This is a genomic window from Micromonospora sp. NPDC020750 (genome assembly GCF_044334565.1).
Lineage (GTDB): Bacteria > Actinomycetota > Actinomycetes > Mycobacteriales > Micromonosporaceae > Micromonospora.
The window spans coordinates 468,221-494,079 of sequence record NZ_JBIRTH010000004.1 but is presented as its reverse complement, the minus strand read 5'-3'; the positions used below and the strand labels follow the sequence as shown (position 1 = coordinate 494,079).

Annotated in this window: 21 protein-coding genes and 1 tRNA gene; 9 read left to right on the top strand and 13 right to left on the bottom strand. The window is 72.5% G+C overall.

Features of this window, described 5'->3' with window-relative positions; all coding sequences use genetic code 11:
* Positions 1-25 precede the first annotated feature (25 nt).
* The gene (locus ACH4T9_RS16070; protein ID WP_396672649.1) at positions 26-1,402 is read left to right on the top strand and encodes a hypothetical protein; all 1,377 of its coding nucleotides are present in this window, start codon (positions 26-28) and stop codon (positions 1,400-1,402) included.
* Between the two features lie 8 nt (positions 1,403-1,410).
* Here the strand turns inward: ACH4T9_RS16070 and ACH4T9_RS16065 are convergent, their stop codons facing one another.
* The 3 genes from ACH4T9_RS16065 to ACH4T9_RS16055 all read right to left on the bottom strand — a co-directional run bounded on the left by ACH4T9_RS16065 (position 1,411) and on the right by ACH4T9_RS16055 (position 4,094).
* Positions 1,411-2,610 (bottom strand): RtcB family protein, encoded by a 1,200-nt coding sequence (locus ACH4T9_RS16065; RefSeq protein ID WP_396672650.1) that lies wholly within the window; start codon positions 2,608-2,610, stop codon positions 1,411-1,413.
* Between the two features lie 33 nt (positions 2,611-2,643).
* Positions 2,644-2,717: transfer RNA gene (locus ACH4T9_RS16060), tRNA-Gly, on the bottom strand.
* A gap of 381 nt (positions 2,718-3,098) precedes the next feature.
* Positions 3,099-4,094 (bottom strand): hypothetical protein, encoded by a 996-nt coding sequence (locus ACH4T9_RS16055; RefSeq protein ID WP_396672651.1) that lies wholly within the window; start codon positions 4,092-4,094, stop codon positions 3,099-3,101.
* Positions 4,095-4,431: 337 nt separating this feature from the next.
* Between ACH4T9_RS16055 and ACH4T9_RS16050 the strand changes: the two genes are divergently transcribed.
* Positions 4,432-7,254 (top strand): S8 family serine peptidase, encoded by a 2,823-nt coding sequence (locus tag ACH4T9_RS16050; protein ID WP_396672652.1) that lies wholly within the window; start codon positions 4,432-4,434, stop codon positions 7,252-7,254.
* Between the two features lie 108 nt (positions 7,255-7,362).
* On the opposite strand, the gene ACH4T9_RS16045 is transcribed toward ACH4T9_RS16050, so the two are convergent.
* A complete protein-coding gene (locus tag ACH4T9_RS16045; RefSeq protein ID WP_396672653.1) occupies positions 7,363-7,761 on the bottom strand; it encodes a hypothetical protein in 399 nt (132 codons plus the stop codon).
* 176 nt (positions 7,762-7,937) lie between these two features.
* On the opposite strand from ACH4T9_RS16045, the gene ACH4T9_RS16040 reads away from it, so the two are divergent.
* Entirely contained in the window at positions 7,938-8,723 is a 786-nt protein-coding gene (locus ACH4T9_RS16040) for an alpha/beta hydrolase (protein WP_396672654.1), read from the top strand.
* 82 nt (positions 8,724-8,805) lie between these two features.
* Here ACH4T9_RS16040 and ACH4T9_RS16035 read toward each other — a convergent pair whose 3' ends face one another.
* The 4 genes from ACH4T9_RS16035 to ACH4T9_RS16020 form a co-directional block, all read right to left on the bottom strand.
* The gene (locus tag ACH4T9_RS16035) at positions 8,806-9,312 is read right to left on the bottom strand and encodes a DinB family protein (protein WP_396672655.1); all 507 of its coding nucleotides are present in this window, start codon (positions 9,310-9,312) and stop codon (positions 8,806-8,808) included.
* A 143-nt stretch (positions 9,313-9,455) separates the two neighbouring features.
* Complete coding sequence (locus ACH4T9_RS16030; RefSeq protein WP_396672656.1) at positions 9,456-10,130, bottom strand: M15 family metallopeptidase; 675 nt, start codon at positions 10,128-10,130, stop codon at positions 9,456-9,458.
* 452 nt (positions 10,131-10,582) lie between these two features.
* Positions 10,583-11,335, bottom strand: a complete 753-nt coding sequence (locus tag ACH4T9_RS16025) for a peptidylprolyl isomerase (RefSeq protein WP_396673044.1) — start codon at positions 11,333-11,335, stop codon at positions 10,583-10,585.
* Positions 11,336-11,621: 286 nt separating this feature from the next.
* Positions 11,622-12,863 (bottom strand): D-alanyl-D-alanine carboxypeptidase family protein, encoded by a 1,242-nt coding sequence (locus ACH4T9_RS16020; RefSeq protein WP_396672657.1) that lies wholly within the window; start codon positions 12,861-12,863, stop codon positions 11,622-11,624.
* 262 nt (positions 12,864-13,125) lie between these two features.
* Here ACH4T9_RS16020 and ACH4T9_RS16015 point away from each other — a divergent pair, with 262 nt between their 5' ends.
* Positions 13,126-15,399, top strand: a complete 2,274-nt coding sequence (locus tag ACH4T9_RS16015) for an ATP-binding cassette domain-containing protein (RefSeq protein WP_396672658.1) — start codon at positions 13,126-13,128, stop codon at positions 15,397-15,399.
* Between the two features lie 183 nt (positions 15,400-15,582).
* Here ACH4T9_RS16015 and ACH4T9_RS16010 read toward each other — a convergent pair whose 3' ends face one another.
* Complete coding sequence (locus tag ACH4T9_RS16010) at positions 15,583-16,182, bottom strand: hypothetical protein (RefSeq protein ID WP_396672659.1); 600 nt, start codon at positions 16,180-16,182, stop codon at positions 15,583-15,585.
* A gap of 453 nt (positions 16,183-16,635) precedes the next feature.
* Here ACH4T9_RS16010 and ACH4T9_RS16005 point away from each other — a divergent pair, with 453 nt between their 5' ends.
* The 3 genes from ACH4T9_RS16005 to ACH4T9_RS15995 all read left to right on the top strand — a co-directional run bounded on the left by ACH4T9_RS16005 (position 16,636) and on the right by ACH4T9_RS15995 (position 19,574).
* Positions 16,636-16,998 (top strand): hypothetical protein, encoded by a 363-nt coding sequence (locus tag ACH4T9_RS16005; protein ID WP_396672660.1) that lies wholly within the window; start codon positions 16,636-16,638, stop codon positions 16,996-16,998.
* On the top strand, positions 16,995-17,657 hold the full coding sequence (locus ACH4T9_RS16000; RefSeq protein ID WP_387017468.1) for a nucleotidyl transferase AbiEii/AbiGii toxin family protein: 663 nt from the start codon (positions 16,995-16,997) through the stop codon (positions 17,655-17,657). Before ACH4T9_RS16005 ends, ACH4T9_RS16000 begins: the two co-directional genes overlap by 4 nt.
* A gap of 111 nt (positions 17,658-17,768) precedes the next feature.
* Positions 17,769-19,574 carry a bifunctional metallophosphatase/5'-nucleotidase gene (locus ACH4T9_RS15995; RefSeq protein ID WP_396672661.1) on the top strand — a complete coding sequence of 602 codons (1,806 nt, stop codon included), beginning with the start codon at positions 17,769-17,771 and terminating at the stop codon, positions 19,572-19,574.
* Between the two features lie 286 nt (positions 19,575-19,860).
* Here ACH4T9_RS15995 and ACH4T9_RS15990 read toward each other — a convergent pair whose 3' ends face one another.
* Complete coding sequence (locus ACH4T9_RS15990) at positions 19,861-20,055, bottom strand: hypothetical protein (RefSeq protein ID WP_396672662.1); 195 nt, start codon at positions 20,053-20,055, stop codon at positions 19,861-19,863.
* Positions 20,056-20,116: 61 nt separating this feature from the next.
* On the bottom strand, positions 20,117-21,280 hold the full coding sequence (locus ACH4T9_RS15985) for a geranylgeranyl reductase family protein (RefSeq protein WP_396672663.1): 1,164 nt from the start codon (positions 21,278-21,280) through the stop codon (positions 20,117-20,119).
* A 159-nt stretch (positions 21,281-21,439) separates the two neighbouring features.
* On the opposite strand from ACH4T9_RS15985, the gene ACH4T9_RS15980 reads away from it, so the two are divergent.
* Both ACH4T9_RS15980 and ACH4T9_RS15975 read left to right on the top strand, forming a co-directional pair.
* The gene (locus tag ACH4T9_RS15980) at positions 21,440-21,676 is read left to right on the top strand and encodes a hypothetical protein (protein WP_350889386.1); all 237 of its coding nucleotides are present in this window, start codon (positions 21,440-21,442) and stop codon (positions 21,674-21,676) included.
* 84 nt (positions 21,677-21,760) lie between these two features.
* Positions 21,761-23,260 carry an MFS transporter gene (locus ACH4T9_RS15975; RefSeq protein WP_396672664.1) on the top strand — a complete coding sequence of 500 codons (1,500 nt, stop codon included), beginning with the start codon at positions 21,761-21,763 and terminating at the stop codon, positions 23,258-23,260.
* A 55-nt stretch (positions 23,261-23,315) separates the two neighbouring features.
* Here ACH4T9_RS15975 and ACH4T9_RS15970 read toward each other — a convergent pair whose 3' ends face one another.
* On the bottom strand, positions 23,316-23,978 hold the full coding sequence (locus ACH4T9_RS15970) for a hypothetical protein (RefSeq protein ID WP_396672665.1): 663 nt from the start codon (positions 23,976-23,978) through the stop codon (positions 23,316-23,318).
* A gap of 13 nt (positions 23,979-23,991) precedes the next feature.
* Positions 23,992-25,776 (bottom strand): DUF4012 domain-containing protein, encoded by a 1,785-nt coding sequence (locus ACH4T9_RS15965; protein WP_396672666.1) that lies wholly within the window; start codon positions 25,774-25,776, stop codon positions 23,992-23,994.
* Positions 25,777-25,859: the final 83 nt, after the last annotated feature.

The window sequence follows — 25,859 nt, the reverse complement described above, 5'->3', positions numbered from 1 at the left end:
AATCGGAGTCCACGGAGGAGGGGCCGTGCAGAGCTTCACCCGTACCTTCGTCCGCAACCTCGTGATCTTCACCGTCTGCGGGGTGGCGGGGCCGGTCTTCCTCGTCGTGGGCGCCCTCGGGGTCAGCGAGGTCGGCTCGGGCGAGGAAGGCGTCCCGCTGGCCTTCTTCCTCACCGGCCTGGTGTTCACCCTCGCGATCCCGGTCGGCGCCTTCCTCTTCACCCGTGCGCACTTCCGGGTGATCACCGGCCGCGACCAGGTACACGACGCGCACCGGCGCGACGACGACAGCTTCGCCATGTGGACCCCCACCACCCGGATCCCGATCCAGGATGGTCGGTTGGCCATGGCCGAGGTGCGCGAGGCGACGTTCGTGACGTACGGCCAGGACTGGGAGGCGACGTACCAGAGCTACGGCGGCGCCCTCGACCCCGACGAGCCCAAGGCGCGCATCCGGCTCAGGCTGTGGGTTCACCCCGAGGGCGGCGAGCCGTTCGAGTCGACGGCCACGTGGCGTGTGCCGTCCCTGTGCCTGGCGGCCGTCACCGCGGGGCGACTCGTCGCCGTCACCCACCCGGGCGTCCCCGCGGAGTTCGGCATCGACTGGCCGCGCAGCGCCCTGCTGTCGGGCGCCCGGACCTGCCGGCTGGTCGGGCTCGACGGCCGACGCGTCGAGCTGACCGGGCACCCGGATCTCCTCCTGGAGCAGATGAGAACCGCGCGGGCCACGGGCCGGGTCGCCCTGGACGGCGACACGATCGACCTGCGACGCGTCGACCCCGCCGTGGCGACGCGACTGCGGAGCATATTCGAGCGGGCCGCAGCCGGTCGACCGATGCCCGAGCCGGTGCCGCACGGCAGGGCCAGGTGGGTGATCGACCGCCTGCCCGGTGCGGAGGGTGCGTTCGGTGGCGTCGACCGCCGGTGGGCGCGCCAGGGCGGGCAGCTCGTCCGGGGCCGGTTCCTGGAACTGCGGGGCACGGACACCTTCCAGTACGAGGGCCCGGTACTGGAAGGTGTCCTACGGCTGTTCCCCGACGGCGGTGCCCCGTTCGACGTCGGGAAGAAGCTGACGGTGCCGATGAACTACCTCGCGCTGCTGCACCGGACGAAGCAGCTCGTCGTGCAGGTCGGCGGGGACCGCCGGTCGTACGAGATCGACTGGGAACGCACCAACCTCGCCGCCGGGGTCAGCCCCGCCGTCGTGATCGGCCCCGACGGCCGGCGGTTCGACCTGACCGGCCGGTTCGACCCCCTGCTGGCGATCATGCGGCTGCTCGTGGCCCACCGGGTGAGCCTCCCCGGCACCGTCCTGGACCTCCGCGACCGCCGTCCCTCCGCCGTGGCGGCGCAGGTCATGGACGTGATCCGACGTACCCCACTGAGCCTTCGATCAGGCTGACCCGATCCTCAGCCCTTCACGCAGACCACCTGCTTGAGGTGGGCGACCACCTCCACCAGGTCCTCCTGCTGAGCCATCACCTCCGTGATGTCCTTGTACGCGGCGGGGATCTCGTCGACCACCCCCGCGTCCTTGCGGCACTCCACCCCGGCGGTCTGCCGCACCAGGTCGGCCGTGCTGAAGGTCCGCTTCGCCTGCCCGCGCGACATCCGCCGCCCGGCCCCGTGCGAGGCGGAGCAGTACGCGTCCGGGTTCCCCTTCCCGCGCACGACGTACGACCCGGTGCACATCGAGCCGGGGATGATGCCGAGGTCCCCGGCGCCGGCCCGGATCGCGCCCTTGCGGGTGACCAGCACGTCCACCCCGCCGTACGTCTCCTCGGCGACGTAGTTGTGGTGGCACGAGATGGGCTCGTCGAAGCCGACCTGCGGGAACCGGTCACGGACCACGTTGCAGAGCAGGGCCAGCATCACCGCGCGGTTGCGGCGGGCGTACTCCTGCGCCCACCACAGGTCCCGCCGGTACGCCGTCATCTCCGGCGTGCCGGCGAGGAACACCGCCAGGTCCCGGTCGGGCAGCTCGGCGTTGTGCGGCAGCCGACGCGCGACACCGATGTGCCGCTCCGCCAGCTCCTTGCCGATGTTGCGCGACCCGGAGTGCAGCATCAGCCAGACCCGGCCGGCGTCCGGGCCGCCCTGCTCCAGGCAGACCTCGATGAAGTGGTTGCCACCGCCGAGGGTGCCCATCTGCTGCTGGGCCCGGGTCTCGAGCTGGGCCACCCGCTTGTCGAGGGTGCCGAAGCGCCCCCAGAAGTCGGCCCAGCCGCGCTGTTCCAGCCCGCGTATCCGGCGCGGGTCGACCGCGTTGTCGCGCTTGGCGAAGCCGACCGGGATGGTCGCCTCGATCTCGGAGCGCAGCCGCGCGAGGTCGTCGGGCAGGTCGGCGGCGGTGAGCGAGGTCCGCACTGCCGACATGCCGCAGCCGATGTCCACGCCGACGGCGGCCGGGGAGACCGCCTGCCGCATCGCGATCACCGAGCCGACGGTGGCGCCCTTGCCGAAGTGGACGTCGGGCATCACTGCGACGCCCTCGACCCAGGGCAGCGCGCCGATGTTGCGCAGCTGCCGGGCGGCCTGCTCCTCGATGGCGTACGGGTCGGTCCAGACCCGGACGGGCGCGCGGGTGCCCGGAAGCGGGGTGAATGCCATCGTTCTCTCCTCGTTCGTTCTCGTCCTTGGCGGAGCGGCTGGCCGGATTCGAACCGGCGGTCTTCACCGTGGCGGGGTGACGCGCTGCCGGGCTGCGCCACAGCCGCGAGGCCGGCCCGCCGGTGGCGGGACGGGCGTGGGCGATATCGGTCCGACGGGCGGGGCCGGGGACGAAAAAGCCGCCCGGTCCCGGACTCGGGATGGGCGGCTACGCATGTCGCGCTGGCGCTATCCGCGCCACCACCCGGATTGTCGGCGCTGACACCGGCCGAGGGTCTGCCCGCCGGTGTGCAGCGGGGCACCCCCGCGCGGCGTGGGCCGCGAGGTTGTGGTGCGTTTGCGCTGCGACACGGCATGCTCCCTGGATCAGCTCGGGTTGGCCTTGCCCGATGACCGTAGGCGAGGGCCACGACGACCGCAATGGATATCCGGCTGCCCTCGGCGCCCACCGGCACGCCCGCCGGACGCCCGGCGGGTTGTTCGGGCGATCAGAGCCAGCCGCGTGCGGACGCCTCGACGCCGGCCTGGAACCGGGTGGTGGCACCCAGCCGGTCGATGACGGACGCGATCCGGCGGGTGGCGGTGCGGGCGCTGACCCCGAGCTGGCGGGCGATGCCCTCGTCCTTGAGGCCGGCCTTGAGCATCTGAAGCAGCAGCAGATCCTCGTCGCTCGGCTTGTCGTCGGCCGGCGGGTGGGTGCCGGCGAGCGGTGTGGCCCGACCCCAGTACGCCTTGAACAGTTCGATCAGCGCGTCGAGCAGCCCCGAGGGGTGGATCAGCGCGATGTTGTCGTAGGCCCCGCCGGTGAGCGAGACCACCGCCACCCGCAGGTCCATGATCCGTAGCTTGAACGGCAGGCTGGGAAGGATCCGGGCCTGCTCACCCGCCTCGGCGAGCCTGACCAGCAACTCGAAGCGGCCCGGACGCCCCATGGACTCCGGGCAGTAGACCGTGCGGATGTCCACCCCTCTGGCAATCAGGTCCTGGGTCTCCGCGATCTCCGCCTCGTTGGTGTCCGGGGTGCCGTCCACGTGCTTCATGTAGGGCGGCCGGTCGAGCACCCACAGGTGGGTTCGCACGGACCGGGTGAGCTCGTCCACCCGACGGTTGACCGTCTCCCGGCCCGACAGCACCTCCACCCAACGCCCGGGATCGCGGAGCCGAGCTTTCTGGAACAGTTGGGCAAAGTCCGCGACGGCGGTCTGCACGCCGTCCAGCGCCGCTTCCGTCTCCAGCCGGTGCCGGGCGACGAGCGCCGTCAGTGCCGCCTGCGGCCCCATGGCCTCGTATCTTCCGGGCGCTGTCCGTCTCAGCAGGCCGAGCCTGCCCAGCCGGGTTACGGCGCTGCGTACCCGGGCGGTGGTTACGCCCAGGGCGTCGGCGCTCTCCGACAGTGGTTGGTCGGGCTGGATCAGCAGTAGACGGTAGACCTGCTCGTCGAACTCGCTGATGCCCAGTGCGCCCAGCACCGGATCGTTGCGCACATCCCACCTGCCCGTGACCAGGTCACCGACGCGTGGCGCGATTCGCCACGTGGCCGAAGACGTCATGAAGATATCTCGACTTCTTTGGCCCTGAGACGTTCACTACTCACCATCCCACCTGGCGATCTTGCCGGCGTGGACAGGCTCTCTTCGTCTCCAAGCCCCCCAAAGAGGAGCAATGGCCCGTAGGATCCGACAAACCTCCCGCTATGGCGCGGCGGTAGCTGCTGTGGCCCTGGCGATCACGATCAGCCCGGTCCCGGCGTCCGCCCAGCCGGAGCCACCGGCATCGCCGAGTGTCCTGCCCTCGAGTGCCGGGGGCAGCGAAACCTACATCGTGACCCTGGCCGACAAGCCGCTGGCGACCTACGAAGGCGGGGTCGCCGGCATCGCCGGCACCAAGCCCGGCAAGGGCAAGAAGGTGGACGTGGGCACCCCCAACGCCCAGCGCTACCGCAGCCACCTCACGGACAAGCACACCAGGGTGGCGCGCAGCGTGGGCGCCAAGGCGCTCAGGAGCAACTCCGTCGCCTCGAACAGCTTCGTCGCGGAACTGACCCGGGCGCAGGCAGTGAGGCTGCTGGCCACCGGCGGCGTGCTCTCCGTGGTGCCGGACAAGCTGCTCAAGACCACCGACGACCGCAACTCCGTCGACTTCCTCGGTCTCTCCGGCCGCAGGGGCGTGTGGTCCAAGCTCGGCGGCACGGCCAACGCCGGCAAGGGCGTCGTCGTCGGTGTGATCGACACCGGGGTCTGGCCGGAGAGCGCGTCGTTCACCGCGCCGGCCCTCGACGCCACCGCGCCCACGGCGGCCGATCCGTACCGGCCGTACCGTCAGGGCACGGCCACCGTCATGCACAAGTCCGACGGTGGCACGTTCACCGGCACCTGTCAGACCGGCGAGCAGTTCGCCGCGACCCTCTGCAACGAGAAGGTCATCAGCGCCCGGTACTTCGGCGACGGCTGGCTGAAGCGCGTTCCCGCGGAGAAGCGGAAGGACTACGTCTCCCCCCGGGACGCGCAGGGACACGGCACCCACACCGCGAGCACGGCGGCCGGCAACACCGCTGTCCCCGTCACCGAGCAGGGCGTCAACTTCGGGGAGATCTCCGGAGTCGCGCCGGGTGCGGCGATCGCGGTCTACAAGGCACTCTGGCAGGGCATCGACGACGACACGACCGGCGGGCAGACGTCGGACATCGTCGCCGCCATCGACCAGGCGGTGGCCGACGGCGTCGATGTGATCAACTACTCGGTGGGCAGCGGAAGCGAGTCGTGGCCCGACGACCCGACCCAACTCGCCTTCCTCAACGCGGCGGCGGCGGGCATCTTCGTCTCCGCGTCCGCCGGCAACTCCGGTCCGGACGCGTCGACGATGGACAACACCCCACCGTGGGCGATGACGGTCGGCGCCAGCACCGTCGCTCCATACCCGGCCAGCGTGGAGCTGGGCAACGGGGCCCGCTTCAACGGCACCAGCACGACCGTCGCGGCGGCGTTCGGACCCAAGCCCTTGATCGCCTCCCGGGCGGCGAAGGCCGCCTCCGCCGACGACACCGAGGCGGACAACTGCATGACCGGCAGCCTCGACCCGGCGAAGGTCGCCGGCAAGGTCGTCGTCTGCCTCCGGGGCGTCGTCGCACGGCCGATCAAGTCCGCCGAGGTCAACCGGGCCGGCGGCGTCGGGATGGTGCTGGCCAACCCGAGTGACCAGGACCTCAGCGGTGACCTGCACAGCGTGCCGACCGTGCACATCAACTCGCCCGACACGCAGACCGTGCTGGACTACGCGGCGACCGCCGGCGCGCAGGTCACCCTGCTGCCGACGGGCCCGACCATGCCGTACCCCCAGGTGGCGGCGTTCTCCTCGCGCGGTCCCTCGGAGCGCCACCCGGACCTGCTGAAGCCGGACATCGCGGCTCCCGGCGTCGCGATCCTCGCGGCGGTGGCCCCGCCGGGTGCCGAGGGGAAGAACTTCGACTTCTACTCCGGCACCTCGATGGCCGCGCCGCACATCGCCGGCCTGGCCGCGCTCTACCTCGCCAAGAACCCGGACTGGTCGCCGGCGCGGGTCAAGTCCGCGATGATGACCACCACCTTCCCCACCAGGACCGCCACCGGGAAGCGGACCAGCGACGTCTTCGCCCAGGGCGCGGGCCACGTCGACCCGGCCAAGATGCTCAACCCCGGTCTGGTCTACGACGCGGCGGAGCAGGACTGGCTGGGCTACCTGGAAGGGCTGGGCGTCCGGACCGGTTCCGGGGTCAAGCCGATCCAGGGCAGCGACCTGAACTACCCGTCCATCGGCGTCGGCAAGCTCTTCGGCACCCGGACGGTCACCCGTAAGGTCACCGCCGTCACCCCCGGTGTGTACCACGCCGCGGTCGACCTGCCCGGGTTGAAGGTCAAGGTGAGCCCGTCCACCCTCCGCTTCAAGAAGGCGGGGGAGACCAAGCAGTTCACCGTCACCATGGAGCTCAAGACGGCTCCCGCCGGCGTGCCGACCATCGGTTCGCTGACCTGGCATGGCGGCGGCACCGTCGTTCGCAGCCCGATCGTGGTGACCCCGCAGAGCGTGCTCGCGCCGACCGAGGTCCGGGGCACCGGCGCCGCCGGCTCGGTGTCCTTCGAGGTGACCCCGGCGCTCAAGAAGCTCCCGATCACCACCTACGGGATGGTGTCGGGGCCGCTGACGCCCGGCACGGTGAACGTCACCGACGTCTGGGGCAAGGACTTCCCGGTCACGGTGGCCAAGGGCACCAAGGCCGTCGAGTTCACCGCACGCGCGGACAACCCTCAGGCGGAGATCGCCATGATCATCTTCCGGGTGGTGAACGGCAGTCTGGTCTTCCATGACTGGACCGTGTCGGGCAATGACATGCGCCTCACCTTTGCCAGGCCGGAACCCGGCCTGTACCAGATGACGATCATCACCCTGGCGGACCTGCCGGGAACCACGGAAACGCCCTTCAAGGTGCAGGCGAACCTAGTCACCGGCCAGGGTGGCGTCGGCAAGCTGGCCGTGTCCCCCAAGAACCCCAAGGTCACCCCGGGCACTGCGCTGACGGTCACCGCGAAGTGGTCGGCAGTGCCCGCCGGGCGGCACACGGGCTACATCGAGTACCCGAACGGGGCCGGCACCATCATCAGCGTCAACTGACCTGATGCCGTACGGAAGGCGGGGCCGGACAGCATCGTCCGGCCCCGCCTTCGCAGGTCCGAGGCCCGCAGCGGCGGCCGAACGCGCGCCGGGGCGGTCGGGTGCCGGTCAGGCGAGCGCGATGCCCTCGCCGACCGGCTCGGTCACGTGGTCGAGGAAGGAAAAGCGGGCGCGCAGCTCGGTGAACGCCGCGCCACCGCGCCAGGCGTCGGCGAGCCGCACGACCTGGTCCAGGTCGGTGGTGTCGCCGTCGGCCCGGGACCCGTCCGAGCCCGAGATGTCGACCATGAAGTAGCGGGCCTGGGATCCCAGCCCCACGCAGATCGTTCCCCGCTCGGAGATCAGCTCGGCGCACGTGAACCGGCTCCGCCCCTGCTCGGGGGCGCTGATCCGGCCCACATCCACCTGACACCGGGTGGCGGTCAGGGCCAGCGCGGACGCGAGCCCGCCCAGCTCCACCAGGTCGGGGTAGAGGCGCACACCCAGGGCCGTCGACACGTCGCTCATCACTGACTCCCACTTCTCTGTGACAGGTCCAGCAGCGCGGACGTTACAGCCTGGTAAACCTTTGATCTAGGGTCCTGGCCGCCCCGGAACAAAAACGTTCCTCCGTGGCCGGTCCCGCCCCGGGACGCCGCCGCACCGGCCGGGGCGCCGGCCGACGCCGCGTAGCATCCACGCCCATGGCGCTGATCCGCTGCGACTTCCACTCCGAGGCGCTGGGCATGGGCACCTCGATGACGGTGCTCCTGCCGGACCCGGCCGGCTCCGGGATCGGCCTGGACGGCAGCGCGCCGGCCGGCGACCCGCCCGTGCTGTACCTGCTGCACGGCCTCAGCGACGACGACACCGTCTGGACCCGGCGCACCTCCCTCGAACGGTACGTCGCGCCGCTCGGGCTGGCCGTGGTGATGCCGCAGGCCGGGCGCAGCTTCTACACCGACGAGGAGCACGGCAAGCGGTACTGGACCTTCCTCAGCGCCGAACTGCCCGAGCTGTGCCGGTCGTTCTTCCGGCTCTCCGAGCGGCGCGAGGACACCTTCGTCGCCGGCCTGTCCATGGGCGGGTACGGCGCGGTCAAGTGGGCGCTGCGTGAACCGGGCCGGTTCGCCGCGGCGGCCAGCCTCTCCGGGGCGCTGGACTTCGCCCGGCGGCGCGACCACCCGACCAGCCCCGTGGACCCGGCCGTGTGGCACCCCGTCTTCGGCGACCGGCACGTCCCGGGCAGCGACGACGACACGATGGCGCTGCTGGAACGCGCCGGGGACGACCTGCCGGCGCTCTACGTCGCCTGCGGCACGAACGACTTCCTGTTCGACGACAACGCCCGGTTCGTCGAGACGGCGCGGCGGCGCGGCGTGCCGCTGACCGTGGACTTCTCCCCCGGCGCCCACGACTGGGCGTACTGGGACGCGAAGATCCGCGACGTGCTGGCCTGGCTGCCGCTGCGCACGCCCAGCGGGGCGTAAAGGCCGGGTCCCGCAGATCCTGGTCCGGAGGGGCCGAGATCGTCCAGGGTCTCCGGGTAGCCCCTCGACCGGGCGCAGCGGTTCAGACGCCGACCGAGCCGTCGACGGCCTCGCGCAGGAGGTCGGCGTGGCCGTTGTGCCGGGCGTACTCGTGCATCATGTGCAGCATCACCAGGCGCAGCGACACGTCCTCGCCCCAGCGGGGGTTGTGGGCTACGACGTCCAGCGACCCGGCCTCCCGCTCGATGCGCCGGGCGTGGTCGACCTCCCGCCGCCACGCCTCGAACGCCTCGGACACGCCTGCCGTGCGGGCGTCGTACGCCTCCTGGTAGTCGCCGGTCTCCGACCAGACCAGCGGCACGTCCTCGCCGCCGATCACCCGGCGGAACCAGTTGCGCTCCACCTCGGCCATGTGCCGGACCAGGCCGAGCAGGCTCAGCGTGGACGGCGGGGACGACTGCCGGCGCAGCTCCTCGTCGGTGAGACCCTCGCACTTCATGGCGAGGGTGGCGCGGTGGAAGTCCAGGAACGCGCGCAGCATCTCGCGCTCGTCGGCGATCAGGGGCGGTCCGATCCGCTCGGTGGTCATGTCCGGGTCCTCTCCGGTCGCCGACGGCCCGTCCCACGGGGTCGGCGGGCCGGAGGCCGCCGAGGGGCGATGCTCTCGCCGGGCGAGCCTAGCCGCCGGAACCGCCCGGGGCCGGCCGGCGCGGTCGGGCAGGGCCCGCCGGGTCAGCCGGACGGGCGGGCCACGGGAAAGTCGAAGTACGTCTCGGGGTACGGCTCGTCGTCGTACCGGTAGTGCCACCACTCACGCGGATAGTTGGTGAACCCGCCGGCGGCCATCAGCCGCTTCAGCAGTTCGCGGTTGTCCCGGGCGGCTCCGGTGACCCGACCGTCGGCGGTGTGGGCACGCGGGTCGAAGCAGTCGAAGCCGGTGCCCATGTCGACGCTGTTGTCCGGGAAGCGGTCGCCCTTCGGCGCGGTGCAGGCGGCCAGGGGCTCGCCGGGGACGTAGGGGCGTTGGCCGGCCGGCGGGTCGTCGACCAGGGTCAGGTCGACGGTGCTGCCCCGGCTGTGCGCGGTGGGCGCACCGAGGTAGCCCTCGTCGAACAGTCGCGATTTGGCCACCCCGGGGTAGAACTCGGCCTTCGTCTGCTCCTCGTCGGGGCGTTTCGCCCAGGCCACGAAGTCGTCCACGGCGGGCTGTGGGCGGTAGCAGTCGTACACCTTGAGGCTGTGGCCCGTCGCACGGGCGGCCTGCTGCACCCGGCGCAGCGCCTCGGCGGCGGGCCGGGTGAGCAGGCACAGGGGCTCCCGGTACCCGGCGATCGGCCGGCCGACGAAGTTGTGCGCGGTGGCATACCGGATGTCGGACCCGATGCTCGGATCCACATCGGACAACACCACGAACTCCCCCGGCACCCCCACCGCGCCCCCGCCCGACGCGGACGCCCCGACCCCGGACGACCCCACCCCGGACGGCCCGACCCTGGACGGCCCCGACACGGAACACCCCGCCAACAACACCGCTCCCCCGACGACGGCCCGTCCCAGCCCCCCGACCACCCACCGCCAACCCCCCACCCGCCCCGCGGCGGCGATCAAGAGGTTCACGTCAGGTCTGATCTCCGATCCCGACGTAAACCTCTTGATCGATCCGAGAGGGAGGCCTGGGCGGGAGGAGGCGGGTCGCCCCTCGGGGGCGGGGCGGGGTGCACGGGCCGGCCGGCGTCGCTGTCCCATGCACACCGTTCTAGCAGCATCCGGCCTGTTTCACGGTCAACCGGTGGGATCCCGCTCCGGAATGGGGTGGGGTGGCCGAGCGCATCCGCACCGCCCGGTGGGCCCGCCGACACTCACCGCCCACGGGCCGCCCGGCGGATCTCCACCGGCAGCGCGGGCGCGCCGTCGACCGGGGCCGGGTCCTCGGCCGTAGGGGCGATCCCGCCGGCGGCGATCCGGTCCAGGGTGGCCAGGCCGGCGGCGTCCACCTCGCCGAAGATGGTGTAGTTGGGGCGCAGCGCCGAGTTGGCGTACACCAGGAAGAACTGGCTGCCGTTGGTGTCCGGGCCGGCGTTGGCCATGGCGAGCACACCCCGGGCGTACACCTTGCGCACACCCGTCGGGTCCGTCGGCGCGGGCGGCAGGTCGGTGGGCAGCTCGTCGGCGTACCGGTAGCCGGGCCCGCCCGAGCCGGTGCCCGACGGGTCGCCGCACTGGAGCACGCTGAGCGTCGGGTACGCGGTCAGCCGGTGGCACGGGGTGCGGTCGTAGAACCGGTGCCGGACCAGGTGCAGGAAGCTCTGCACCGTGCAGGGCGCCTGCTCGCGGTCCAGGGTCAGCCCGATCGGGCCCTGGTTCGTCCGAAGCGTGACCCGAACGGTGCCGTGACCCGGCGTCCGCCGGGGATCGGGCGGCAGCGGGACGGGCCGGGCGGCCGGCTCGTCCGGCGTCTCGGTGTACGCGCACGGCCCCGGGGTCGTCCTCGGCGGCGCGGCGGCGGCCGGGACCGCACCTCCCCGGGCGGCGGCCGGGGCTGCCACGGCGGCGACGCCGCTGCCGCCGACGAGGGCGGTGGCGAGCAGCGCGACACCGGTGAGGCGGGACAGCGTACGCGTCCTGCGGGGGTGGGCCGGCACCGGCGGGACCGGCTGCCGACGGGATGACCTCGACACGGGCGTCCTCCTGGGCTGTTGAATCCAGAAAGATCGCAGTCTATGGATTCGGCGGTCCTCCTGTCGACGGCGACACGCGAAGCGGGGCGCGGCAGCAGGTCGAGGAGGTTCGCCCGACGCGGGTTGACTCCCCGGCCCAGGCCGCGCGGACACCGCGCCGCGCCCGGCCGCCTACTCCGGGGGCGTCAGCCGGCGGGCGCTCAGGCCCGACGGCGGCGGCTCAGGCCCGACGGCGGCGGCGACGCAGGAGCACCGCGGTGAGCAGCGCGGCCACGACGACGGCAGCGGCGGCGACCCCCACTACCACCGGCCACGACGCGGCCCGGCCGGGACGGGAGACCCGGTGGGCGGCCACCGCCCGGGGCGCGGGCGAGACCGCCGCTCCGGGCGACGCGGACGCCGACGGCGAGCCGTTGGCGGCTGTCTCCCCCGGGGAGACGAGACGGCCCACCGAGGCGTCCCGGGGCAGCGAGAAGCCCCAGTCCAGCAGCGTGGCGCCCTGTTCCCAGCCGCGCATCGGGCTGGGCTCGGCCCCGAGCAGGGTGACCACCAGCCGGCGTCCGCCGCGCTGCGCCGCGCCGACGTAGGTGTGCCGGGCGTAGTCGGTGAAGCCGGTCTTCCCGCCCAGCGCCCCCGGATAGCGGTAGATGAGCTGGTTCTCGTTCTGGATCTGGAAGCCCTTCTTCCGCAGCGCCGGCTGGGCGGGGATCCGGGTGCTCTCGGTCAGCGCGTACCGGCGGAAGGTGGGGTCGGCGAAGCAGGCCCGGGCGATCAGCGCCAGGTCGTACGCGCTGGTGAACTGGCCGGGGCCGTCCAGCCCGGAGGGGGTGACGGCGTGGGTCTGCAGGGCGCCGAGGCGCGCCGCCTCGGCGTTCATCGCCCGGACCCCGCCAGCCGCCCCGGCCGGGCCGCCGACGAGCCGGGCCAGCACGTTGGCCGCCTCGTTACCGGACTGGAGCAGCAGCCCGAGGAAGACCGTCTCGACGGTGTAGCGACCGCCCTCCAGCAGTCCGACGGCGGAGCTGCCGGGGGCGATGTCGAGGTCGGCTTGGGTGACCGTCACCACCTGCTTCGGGTCCAGCTTCGGCAGCGCGGTGGCGGTCAGCAGCAGCTTCTGCACGCTGGCCGGGGTGGCGTACCCGTGCGGGCCGCAGCCGCCGAGCACCGCTCCGGTGTCCAGGTCGGCGACCAGCCAGGAGGTGGCGGTGACCGCCGGCGGCGGGGTGGCCCCGGCCGGCGCGACGAGGCCCGGTACGGCCAGCGCCGCGCCGCCCACCGCCTGCTGTTCCGGCACCGACGGCGGGGGTGTCGGCTTCGGGGAGCGCGGCACCTTCGGCGCCACCGCCTTCGGGCAGGGCACCGCGGCGTTGGCCCGGCCGGCCGGCGCAGCGGCGGCCGGGACGGCCGGGACGGCGCCGGCGAGGAGGACGGCGGCAGCGGCGGCCAGCACCGGAGCTCTCATGCCCAGCACCCTAACCGGCAGGGTCCGGCGCCGACGGGCGGCCACGCGCACTCCGGACCGCGCCCACGGCCGCCGTTCCGCCACAGCGTCCACCGTCCCGCTTACGCGCCGTTTGAGACTCTTCCGCCCGCTCCCGCCGCTGACCACGCCGTATTGCCGCGCAAGTTTCAACGTGTGGGTCAATGAGATGATTGAACCGGCCAGGCCCAGCACCAGCAGCCGGGCAGGGTTCACCCTGCCCACGATCGCCCGAAGGGTTCGCATGCAGCAGCCGACTCGGACCGTCGCCGACAGCCACGACATGATCGAGGTAAGCGGTGCCCGGGAGAACAACCTCGCGTCCGTCTCCGTGGACATCCCCAAGCGACGCCTCACCGTCTTCACCGGGGTCTCCGGCTCCGGCAAGTCCTCGCTCGTCTTCGGCACCATCGCCGCCGAGTCGAAGCGGCTGATCAACGAGACCTACAGCGCCTTCCTCCAGTCGTTCATGCCCAGCCTGGCCCGGCCGGACGTCGACTCGCTGCGCAACCTCAGCGCCGCGATCATCGTCGACCAGGAACGGATGGGGGCGAACTCGCGCTCCACGGTGGGCACCGCCACCGACGCGTACGCCATGCTGCGCATCGTGTTCAGCCGGCTCGGGCAGCCGCACGTCGGGGCGGCCGGCGCGTTCAGCTTCAACCTTCCCGAGGGGATGTGCCCCACCTGCGAGGGGATGGGCCGGGTCTCCGACCTCGACGTGCACGAACTCGTCGACATCGAGCGGTCGCTCAACGACGGGGCGATCACGGTGCCGAACTTCGCCGTCGACTCCTGGTACTGGCAGTCCTTCGTCGCCTCGGGCCTGTTCGACCCCGACGCCAAGCTCCAGGACTACACGCCCCAGCAGTGGCAGGACTTCCTCCACAAACCGGCCACCAAGCTGAAGGTCGGCGGCGGCAACCTCACGTACGAGGGCCTGGTCGTCAAGGTCCGCCGGCTGTACCTGAGCAAGGACAAGGAGCCGGCCCAGCCGCACATCAAGGCGTTCGTCGAGCGGGCCGTCACGTTCACGACCTGCGGCGACTGCGGCGGCGCCCGGCTCAACCAGGCCGCCCTGTCCTCCCGGATCGCCGACCGCAACATCGCCGAGTGCTCCGCGATGCAGATCAGCGACCTGGCCGCGTTCGTTCGGGGTGTCACCGACCCGTCCGTGGCGCCGCTGGTGGGCAACCTGCGCGACCTGCTGGACTCGCTCGTCGAGATCGGCCTGGGCTACCTCAGCCTCGACCGCGAGTCGGGCACCCTGTCCGGGGGCGAGGCGCAGCGGGTGAAGATGGTCCGCCACCTCGGCTCCAGCCTCACCGACGTCACGTACGTCTTCGACGAGCCGACGGTCGGGCTACACCCGCACGACATCGCCCGGATGAACGGCCTGCTGCTGCGGCTGCGCGACAAGGGCAACACGGTGCTCGTCGTGGAGCACAAGCCGGAGACCATCGCGATCGCCGACCACGTGGTCGACCTCGGCCCGGGAGCCGGTCCGGACGGCGGCCGGGTCTGCTACGCCGGCGACGTCGCCGGGCTGCGCCGCTCCGACACCCTGACCGGCCGGCACCTCGACCACCGGGTCAGCCTGCGCGAGCAGGTCCGGCCACCCGCCGGGCAGTTGCCGATCCGCGGCGCCGACCTGCACAACCTGCGCGACGTCAGCGTCGACGTGCCGCTCGGGGTGCTGACGGTGGTGACCGGCGTCGCCGGCTCCGGCAAGAGCTCACTGATCCACGGCTCGCTCCCCCGCCGCGCCGGGGTGGTGGTCGTCGACCAGTCCCCGATCCGCGGGTCCCGGCGCAGCAACCCGGCCACCTACACCGGTCTGCTCGACCCGGTACGGGCCGCCTTCGCCAAGGCCAACGGGGTCAAGCCGGCGCTGTTCAGCGCCAACTCCGAGGGCGCCTGCCCGACCTGCAAGGGCATCGGGGTGATCTACACGGACCTGGCCATGACGGCCGGGGTCGCCTCCAGGTGCGAGGAGTGCGAGGGCCGCCGGTTCACCCCGAAGGTGCTCACGTACACCCTGCGGGGGAAGAACATCAGCGAGGTCCTCGCCATGTCGGTGGCCGAGGCCCGGGACTTCTTCCCCGGCGGGCCGGCCCGGTCGGTGCTGGACCGCCTCGCCGACGTGGGCCTGAGCTACCTCGGCCTCGGCCAGCCGCTGACCACCCTCTCCGGGGGCGAGCGGCAACGACTCAAGCTGGCCATCCACATGGGCGAGAAGGCGCACACCTACGTGCTGGACGAGCCCACCACCGGCCTGCACCTGGCCGACGTCGACAACCTGCTGGCCCTGCTGGACCGCCTGGTGGACGCCGGCAACACCGTGGTGGTCATCGAGCACCACCAGGCGGTGATGGCGCATGCCGACTGGATCATCGACCTCGGCCCGGGCGCCGGCCACGACGGCGGGCGGGTCGTCTTCACCGGCACCCCCGCCGACCTCGTCGCGCACGGTGACACCCTGACCGCCACCCACCTGCGGGAGTACGTCGCCCAGTGAGGTCCGGGCCGGGTCCACCACGCCCACGGTGGGCCCGGCCCGTCGTCGACGTACCCGCGAACGCGCCGGCCGGCGGACCCTAGCAACGGCCGCTTCGTCGGGGGGCCGCGCCTCTCGGACAGTCGCCGCCGGCCGGGCCCCCTTGTCGGGGCCCGGCCGGTTGGCTGTGCGGTGGTGCGGGGGTCAGCTGTTCCAGTGCTCGGCGACGAGGTCGGCGGCCTGCTGTTCCCACTGCGCGTACGCGTCGGGGTACGCGGACACCTGGACGGTCTGGGCGGCCTCGGTCAGGGGCATGTCCTGCCATCCGTCGACCTGCTTGAGGCCCTTGAGGAACGCGAGGGTGGAGTATTCGGGGTCGGTGATCTGCTCGGGGGTGCCCCAGCCGGAGGTGGGGCGCTGTTGGAACAGGCCCTGCGAGTCGTGGTCGTTGCGGTCGCCGAGGTGACCCAGGTTCTCCAGCTTCGACTCCTGCAGGGACGTGCCGATGGAGATCACGGCGGCCCGCTCGTCCATGTCGGCCTTCTTCGTGGCGGCGATGATCGCCTTCACGTTGGCGGTCTGCTCGTCGTCGAGGTCGATGCGGGACTGGTCGCCCTGCACGCCGTGCGGGATCAGCTTGCCCTTGTCGACAACCGGCTTGTCTGCCTGCACGGCCACAGCGGCCGGGGTGGCCGACTCGACGGTCGCAGGGGTGGTGGCGTGGTGCAGGGGACCGGCGGCCAGACCACCGGCGAACGCGAGACCGGCGATACCGAGAACGCTCTTACGCATGATCGTGTTCATGGGGGTGTCTCCAATCGGGGGTCGACACACCCGCCCCGGGGGAGGGGCGGGGGTGTGAGCACCACGTCGAGGCGCCCAACAGATCAAGAGGGGGGAAGTCATCCGACAGCTCACCCGCACCCGGGGGGTGCTGATGGCGGCGGGACCATGTGTAACGACCGGCGGCCCACCCACATTCCCCGACGGGGTCACGGGGGTTCGGGTGGCTCAGCAGCGGGTGCGCTACTCGATCGTCTGCCATGTGTAACGACCCCGGGCCGGCCCATGTTCCGCCGGGCGGGTGTCGCCGGTCACCACGAACCGGACATTCGACCCAGACGCGCCGCCACGCGCAGGCACCGGCAGGATGATCGACTCCTCGTGCCGGACGCGCGGGCCGGCCGGGGACATATCGACCGAATGGCGGACGGGCACGAGCGCCGCGCCGGCCGGACCAGGCGTTACCCTGGCACCATGCAGGGCGTAGCCTCCCCCACCTCGGCCGGCGTGGCCTTCCTGGCCCGTCCGGGCCGCCCGGCCGTCGTCACCCCCACCCTGGCCGAGCTGACCGGCCCCACGCGGGGGGTCGTCGAGCTGCCCGTACGCCTGATGTGGAACCTGCACCGCACCTTCGACCTGAGCGACCCGGACGACCTGCTCTGGATGTACGAGAACGTGTTGCGGGAGACCACCCACGCGGACGACCTGCGGGAGCTGGTCAACGGTCACCTGCTGCGCCAGGTGTGGCCCATGCTCAACCTTCCCCGTGGTGTCCGCGCGGCGTGGGAGCACCGCCACGGGGCCCTGCGGGACGACCGGGCCCTCCGCACGGCGTGAACGACGCCGCACCGCCGGACGAGTTCTACCGCGAGGTCGCCCGGGTGGCCCTGTCGGTCGCCGGCCGCCACCGGTTCGTGCTCGGCGGCGGCGTCGCCTGGGCCGCGCACGGGCTGTTCTCCCGCCCCACCGAGGACGTGGACCTCTTCGCCGATGTCGAGGGGGCAGCCGCCGCGGCGGCGACCGGCGTGCGTACCGCCCTGGAGCGCGCCGGCTTCGAGGTGACCGACGCGGACCCGGGCAGTGACCTGGCTGAGCTGTTCGCCGGGTTCGACCGGGACATGAAGGACTTCGTGGTGAGCCGGGGGCCACGGCAGATCCGGCTGAGCCTGGCCCGGCTCGACCGGTACCGCAGCCCGGTCGTGATGGACCTCGGGCCGGTGATGGACATCCGTGACCTGGTGGCCAACAAGACGGCGGCGCTGGTCAACCGGCGGGAGGTCCGGGACTTCATCGACGTGGGGGCCGCCCTCGATCACTATTCGGTCGCGGAGCTGCTCGGCCTGGCCCGGCAGCTCGACCCGGCGCTGGAACCAGAGGACGTCCGGGACGCCGGCCGCTACCTGGACCGCCTGCCCGACCGACGCTTCGCCCGGTACGGCCTGGACGCGGCGCAGGTCGCGCGGCTGCGGGCCCGGCTGGCCGCCTGGCCCCGCTGACGTCCCCACCGGCTGTGAAGCATGTCCGCTCCTGTGGCGGGAGGGACAACGGCTCGTTAGGGTGCGCAACGGCGCCCGCGAGGCGCGCCCACCCCCATGGAAAGGCACCTCATGACCTCCTCCTCCGGCGCGTCGCGCCGCCAGGTGCTGGCCGTCGCCGCCGCCGCCGCGACCGCACCCCTGATCGCGGGCGCGCCCGCGCAGGCGGCCGGGTCCAAGGGCCCGAAGACCTGGGACCTGACGATCCTGGGCACCTCGGACACCCACGGCAACGTGTACAACTGGGACTACTACCGGGACGCCGAGTACGACGACAGCAAGCACAACGACGTCGGCGTCGCGAAGCTGGCCACCCTGGTCAACCAGATCCGGGCCGAGCGGCGGGGCAGGGCGACCCTGGTCCTCGACTCCGGCGACACCATCCAGGGCACGCCGCTGGCCACGTACTACGCCAAGCAGGAGCCGATCACCACCACCGGTGCGACGCACCCGATGGCCAACGCGATGAACATCCTGAAGTACGACGCGGTGACGCTGGGCAACCACGAGTTCAACTACGGCCTGCCCCTGCTGGCCAAGTGGATCAAGCAGCTCGGGTTCCCGGCCCTCGCCGCGAACGCGGTCAACGAGGCGACCGGCAAGCCGGCGTACCTGCCGTACGTGATCAAGGAGGTCCGGCTCGGCGGGCACGGCGCGCCGAAGCTGAAGGTCGGCATCCTCGGCCTGACCAACCCGGGCGTGGCGATCTGGGACAAGTCCAACGTCGAGGGCAAGCTGGTCTTCGCCGACATGGTGACGACCGCCGCCAGGTGGGTGCCGGTCATGCGGGCACGCGGCGCCGACGTCGTCATCGTCTCCGCGCACGGCGGCGACAGCGGCACCTCCAGCTACGGCCCGGAGCTGCCGAATGAGAACCCGTGCACGATGATCGCCGAGCGGGTCCCGGGCATCGACGCGATCCTGTTCGGCCACGCGCACAACGAGGTCGTCGAGAAGTTCGTGACGAACACGAGGACCGGCGCACAGGTGCTGCTCTCCGAGCCGTCCAAGTGGGGCCAGCGGCTGACCCGGATGGACTTCACCCTCACCCGGGAGCGGGGCCGCTGGAAGGTGGCCACCAAGCACGCCACCATGCTCAACACCAACACGGTGGTCGAGGACCCGGCGGTGCTCGCGGCCGTGCGCGGCCAGCACAGCAAGACCGTCGCGTACGTCAACACGGTGGTCGCCCAGTCGACCGTGGAGCTGTCGGCGGCCGAGTCGCGGTACCAGGACACCCCGATCCTGGACTTCATCAACCACGTCCAGACCGAGGTCGTCACGGACGCGCTGGCCGGCACGCCGTACGCGGGGCTGCCGGTGCTGTCGATCGCGGCGCCGTTCAGCCGCACGGCGGTCTTCCCCGCCGGTGATGTGCGCATCCGCGACGTGGCCGGGCTGTACGTCTTCGACAACACCCTGGAGGCGGTGGTCCTCACCGGCGCCGAGGTGCGGGCCTACCTGGAGTACTCGGCGAAGTACTTCACCACCCTCGCAGTCGGCGCGCCGGTCGACCCGGCGACGATCAGCGACCCAGCCGTCCCGGACTACAACTACGACGTCTTCTCGGGGCTGGACTACGACATCGACATCAGCAGGCCGGTCGGCGGGCGGATCACCCGCCTGGTCCTGCCCGGCACCGGCACCCCCGTCGCCGACGACGCGCAGTTCGTGGTCGCGGTGAACAACTACCGGCGCAGCGGCGGCGGCAACTTCCCCGGCATCGTGAAGACCCAGGTCTACAACGCGCAGCAGGAGATCCGCCAGCTCCTCATCGACTGGGCGCAGACCCGGGGGACCATCGACCCGGCCGACTTCTACGTGCCGAACTGGAAGCTGGTCCGCGAGGGCGCGCCGGTGGAGTTCCCGAGCGCCTGAGCGGTTCGGACCGCGCGACAGCCCTCTTTTCCGTCCGTCCGAAAAGAGGGCTGTCGCCGGAAAGGCTCGGCATCTCTCGTCAAAGGCTTACATAGTGCGTCCGCGCTCCCACTCCATCGACAGCACAAACGGGGCAGCTCCATAGGGACCGACGCAGGGCAAGCCGACCCGGCAAAGGCCGACCCGGCAGGGCCGATGGTGTCGGCAGCGCTCATATCCCCTGGGGCCTGCCAAGCCGGAGACCCTCACGACTTTGCCGGTGCCCGGGGTGAGTCGGCGTGCCGTTTCAGCCGGTGCCGGGGCCGAGGCGCAGCGCCCACTGGTCGGGGTTGCTCGCCGGATCGGGCCGGTCCCGCCGGGGGTCGGTCTCGGTCGACGTGGTCCGCTCGTCGGGGTGCGCCCCCGACGGCAGTTCCCCGAAGCGGACGTGCCGCAGGAAGGCGTACTCCTCGTCGGTGAACGGGGCGTCGGACGCGGTCATGGCTGCTCCCTCCACGGGTCTCCATCCTGCACCCGGTCCGCCATCGGCGCAGCCCCGCCGCTCACCGGGACACGACTGGCGTCGAACGGACCTGGCGGGCCGGCGGGAGCCGGTCCAGCAGCGCCAGCGCCGCCCGCACCGGCACCCGGTTCAGCGTCTCGTCGAAGCTCGCCCGCCCCTGGCAGAACCGGACGAACATCCGCCAGCCGGCCGGGGTGGCCAGCAGGGCGTGGAAGACGTCCGGCCGGCGGGAGAACACGTCCAGCAGCCGGTGCCCGGCCCGCATCGATCCGACCAGGTCCCGTTCCACGCCGCGCTGGTAGCCGTCCAGGTCGCCCTCGGCGACGGCCGCGCCGGCCAGCGCGCCGGACCGTAGCGCGTAGCTGATCCCCTCCCGGCTCCACGGCTCCAGCAGGCCGGCCGCGTCCCCGGTCACCAGCACCCGGCCGTGGCGCAGCGGCGAGTCGTCGGCGCGGCAACGGGTCAGGTGCCCGGAGTCGTGCTCCGGAGTCGCCCCGGACAGGCCCAGCCGGTCGACGAAGTCACGCAGGTACCCCCGGGTCCGCTCCCCCTCGCCGCGTGCCGCGATCACTCCCACCGTGAGCCGGTCGCCCTTCGGGAACACCCACGCGTACGAGCCGGGGATCGCCCCCCAGTCCAGCAGCAGCCGGCCGCGCCACCGGCGCTGCTCCTCCTCGGGCACCGGCAGCTCCAGCTCCAACCCCAGGTCGACCTGCCGGTACCGGACGCCGACGTGCCGGGCGGTCACCCCGGAGGAGCCGTCCGCGCCGATCACCGTACGGGCGTGCACGGTGTCGCCGTCGGCGAGCCGCAGGCGTACCTGATCGGGGTCCTGCTCCAGGGCGCGGACGGCGACCCGCTCGCGCACCTCGGCCCCGGCGGCGACCGCAGCGGCACGCAACCGGTCGTCGAACTCGTCGCGGCGCACCATCGACACGAGGGGCCCGTCGGCGTGCCGGCGGGTGAACTCGCGCCGCCCCTCCCGGGTGAACGTCACCCGGTCCACCCGGTCGTGCGCCGGCACGTCGATCCGGTCGCCGACCGCCGCGAGGGAGGTGCCGATCAGGCCGCCACCGCAGGTCTTGTACCGGGGGTGCGCGGCCCGCTCGACGACCAGGGTGCGCAGCCCGGCGCGGGCCGCGACGTGGGCGGCGGAAAGCCCGGCGGGGCCGCCACCGACGACAGCGAGGTCCCAGATGATCACGGTTGAAGCCTAGGGCACCGCCGGACGGAAAGCCGGGCGGCACAGCGGGTACGGGCCGGCGGGAACCGCACGAAAGGGCGGGCATCAACCGCGGGGCGGCGGGTAATCGTCCAGCGCAGTCCCGCCCCCCTGACGGGCGGTCACGTCGAGGAGGAAGTCATGCAGCAGGTACGGCTGTCGGATGTCGAGGAGCGGGTCTACCAGGCGGTGGCCGCGCTGGAGTCCCGTGGACAGGTTCCCTATCCCGACATGATCGCGCAGGAGTCGGGGTTGCCCCAGGACGAGATCCACGCGCCGCTGCACATGTTGACCGAGAAGAACCTCCTGCACCGGGAGGACTCACCGATGGCGGGGCTGGACTTCGGCCCGCGCTGGTGCGCCCGCCAGATGGCGTGAACCGGCGCGAGGCCCCGGATTGCCCCTCGTGGGCCCGGGTAGCGATCATTGACACGTGATCGACGGCCGACGGGGGGCACCGCCATGAGCCCAGGACGGCCGGACCGACCGGGCCAATCGACGGATGCTGCCGACGGGGCCGACAACGTCGACAACCGACGGCGCTGGCAGGCCCTCGGGGTCGGCCTGGTCGCCGCCTTCATGACGCTGCTCGACGTGAGCATCGTCAACGTCGCCGTGCCGTCCATCGACCGGTCGCTCGGCGCGACCCCGAGCGACCTGCAATGGGTCCTGTCCGGGTACGCGCTCACCTTCGGCCTGGTGCTGGTGCCGGCCGGACGATTCGGCGACGCCCGGGGCCGCCGCAACGCGTTCGTCCTGGGGATCGCCCTGTTCACGTTGACCAGCGCCCTGGCCGGGTTGGCCCGATCACCCGAGTGGCTGGTCGGTGCCCGGCTGCTGCAGGGCGCCGCCGCCGGAATCGTCAACCCGCAGGTCACCGGCCTGATCCAGCAGTTGTTCCGGGGCCCGGAACGGGCCCGGCCGTTCGGCTTGCTCGGTGCCACGATCGGCATCTCCACCGCGGTCGGCCCGCTGCTCGGTGGGCTGCTGATCCAGGCGGGCGGCGAACAGCACGGCTGGCGGTGGGTCTTCTTCGTCAACGTGCCGGTGGGGATCGTCGCGGTGCTGCTCGGCTGGCGTCTGCTGCCCGCCCGCCCGTCCGGCGGCGTGTCCCGTCACCGGCTTGACCCGGTCGGGGTGCTGCTGCTGGCCGTCGGCGTGCTGCTCCTGCTCCTGCCGCTGGTGCAGCGGGAACAGTGGCACAGCCCGTGGAAGTGGGCGCTGGTTCCCGCCGGCCTGGTCACGCTCGCCGGCTTCGGCCTCTGGGAGCGGTGGTACGCCCGGCACGAGACGCCGCTGTTCGACCTGCGGCTGTTCAGGTTCCGCTCGTACACCCTCGGGTCCCTGATCGCGCTGGTCTACTTCGGTGGCTTCACCGCGATCTTCTTCATCTTCACCCTGTACCTGCAGAACGGCCTCGGCTACAGCGCGCTGATCGCCGGCCTGGCCATCACGCCGTTCGCCCTCGGCTCGGCCGCCGCGTCCGCGCTCGGCGGTCGGATCGTCAACCGGTACGGCCGCCCACTGGTCGCCGTGGGCCTGCTCGCCGTGGTGCTCGGCCTCGGCGCGGTGGTGTTCGTGCTGCGCGGCGACCCGCACGGCTCGGTGCCCCTGCTCACGGCGGTACCGCTGCTGATCGCCGGGCTGGGCAGCGGCCTGGTCATCGCCCCGAACCAGACCCTCACCCTGTCCCAGGTTCCGGTGGAGCAGGCGGGCAGCGGCGCGGGAATGCTCCAGACCGGTCAGCGGATCGGCTCCGCCGCCGGCATCGCCGCCGTCGGCGCGGTCTTCTTCTCGTCCCTGGCGGACACCGGCGGGAACTGGTCGACGGCGTTCCGACACTCGCTGCTGCTCGCCGCCGGCATCATCGCGCTTGCCCTGGTCGCAGCCCTGATCGACATCCACCGCAGCCGCCGGGCCCGACCGGCGCAGCACAGCGCGCGTGACGGCGCCCGCCGGTGAACAACCCGGCGGGCACCGTCACGCGGTAGCTCGGGCACCGCCCGGCTCAGAGCGGTCAGCGCGTCGACCCCGTGCCGAAGCGGTTGCGGCGACGCCAGGCCAGCCCGGCGATCGTCAGCACCACACCGACACCGAGCAGCCCACCACCGACGGCCAGCGGCGTGCCGATGCTGTCACCGGTCACGGGCAGCCCTCCGTGCGGCTTGCGGGTCGGGGTCGGTGTCGGCTCGTGGCGTGGGAGCACGGTCAGGGTCGCGGTGGCCGTCCAGCCCGTGGTGGCACCGACGGCGGTGAACGTGAGCCGGCCGGTGACACTCGGCGTGTAGCGAACGGAGAACTCCCCCTCCGCGTTGGCCTTCACCGTGAACCGCAACGGCGCCGCGGCCTGGTAGGCCACCGGGGCCATCGCGACGGTGCTGCCGTCGCTGCGGCGGGCCGGCGCCTGACCGGGCAGGCCGGCGGCGAGTGGCGTCGTCGCCACGGCGTGCCCGACGGACTCGTTCGGCCCGAACCCGGCACCGGTCAGGGTGACGGTCTGACCGAGGACGATCGTCGACGAACTGACCGTCAGGGCCGGGGGCTGCGGCGGGTACTGCGGCGGCTGTTGTGGGCCGGACGGCGACGGTGCCGGCTGCGGCTGCGCCGCCCCCGCCGCGGTCGGCGCCGCCACGACGGCAAGGCCGACCGTGAGCGCCATGATGATGCGGGATAGCCGCATGATTGGTTCCCTCCTACTGGTCACAGAGTGGTGCGGACTTAACTTGGGTGGTCCATGGGGTGGCGGTCGGGGTGAGCCAGAGGTCGGCGTCTCCGCTGCCGGTCCTGCCGGTCAGCACGTCGACTTCGAGGGTCCGGGTTACGCCGGGGCGTACCTCGACGTTGGCGATGACGACCTGTCGCCGCCGTTCGAGGCCGCTGCCGACCCGCAGGTCGACTCCGTCGAGCCGGCTGGCGAGCACCGCGCCGCCGGCCGGGCTGTAGACGGACACCAGGGTGCGGGCGGTGTACGGGTCCCCGGCCAGGCCCAGGCCGAGGACGGAGGGGGAGAGCCCGCTGGCGGGCGCGGTCGAGTGGAGCGTGAAGCTCAGCCGTAGCTGCCGCCGGCCGTCGGGGCGGCAGTTGCCCACGGTCAAAGTCGCCGACGGCCGCAGGTAGTAGCCGAGCTTCGCGCCACTGCCGTCGTTGAGGAACACGCCGATGGTGGGAACGTTCTCCTGCTCGGGCAGCGCCCCACCCAGCCGGCTGCCGGCGATGACCCGCTGCTCGGCCGGGTGGGCGCTCCAGAACAGGATCCGCCGCTCGCCGATGGCGCGGTCCAGTGCGGACAGCAACGCCCGGGGGTCGACCGCCCGGGTGAAGAAGGCGCTGAACACCGCCGCCGCGGAGGCCGCGAAGAACTCGTCCTGCCTGGCCTGGTCCAGCCGCTGGTACGTGTCGGAGAGCAGGGTGTGCACCACCTTGTCGCTGACCAGCGTGGTGTTGCCCGGCACGGGCACCGGTCCGGTGGCCTTGAGCAGGTACGAGAGCACCACCGGGTCGACCGCGAGCACCCCGTCGACCGTGCTGCCGCTGCGCTTGCGGTACATCGCCCGGAAGAGCGCCGCAGCGGTCGGGAAGTGCGGGGTCAGGTTGACGTCCGCCGGATACGTGCCGACCAGGTCGGTGTAGAGGTTGCGGACCTCGGTGCTCAGCTTCGCGGACAGGTCGAAGCGGCCCAGGCTGGCGGCGGCGTCCTGTGCGCCCATCCGGAGCCGGCCGCCCTCTGCCTCGATCACCGCGTACGCGCCGAACATCCCGCCGGTGGCCCGCAGCTCCGCCGGGTTCTGCGACACCAGCAGGTAGCTGCGCGGCCCGTCCGCGCCGAGCAGGTTCGGCAGCAGACGGGCGGCCTGGTCGGCGGCCCGGGTCAGGGCGGCCAGCCGGTCGGTCTCGGCCCGCAGGTCCGTCACGGCCTGTCGGACCGCGTCGACCAGTCCGGTGGTGGGCACGGCGGCGAGCCGGGCGTTGGTGCGCCGGACGACCTCGTCGGTGTCGGTGAGCTGGGCCGAGACGGCCCGGAGCTGGTTGACGTCCAGCCGTCCTTTGCCGGGCAACAGCGTGGACAGGTCGGTGCGCAGCAGGGCGGGGAACGCGTCCCGGGCGAGTTCGTCGACGGCCACCGCGATCTCGCGGACCGCAGCGAGGTCGTCCCCGGCGTACGGGGTGTGCCGCCCGACCGACCAGCCCGGGTCGGCGGTGGCGTCGCGGGCTGCGGCGGCCTGCTCCTGGAGCGCGGCGAGGGTGCGTTGCGCCCGGTCGGCGTCGGCCCCGACCACCTCGGTGCTGAGCTGCCGCGCCAGCCCGGCGGCGTTGAGCAGGTGGGCCCGGGCCTGCCAGCCTCGGAAGCCGACCCAGCCGCCGCCGACCGCGACGAGCGAGCCGACGATCAGGCCGGTGAGCAGGACGCGGCGTACCCGCGCCCTGGTTCGCCGTCGGGATCTTCGCCGACGGCGGCGGGGCCGCACGGTTTCGCTCACACCTGCTCCCGTCGTAGAGCGGACATAAATGATGATTCATCGTTTTCTAGCACGCATAGTGCAGGCCGTGTGGGAATATCGCA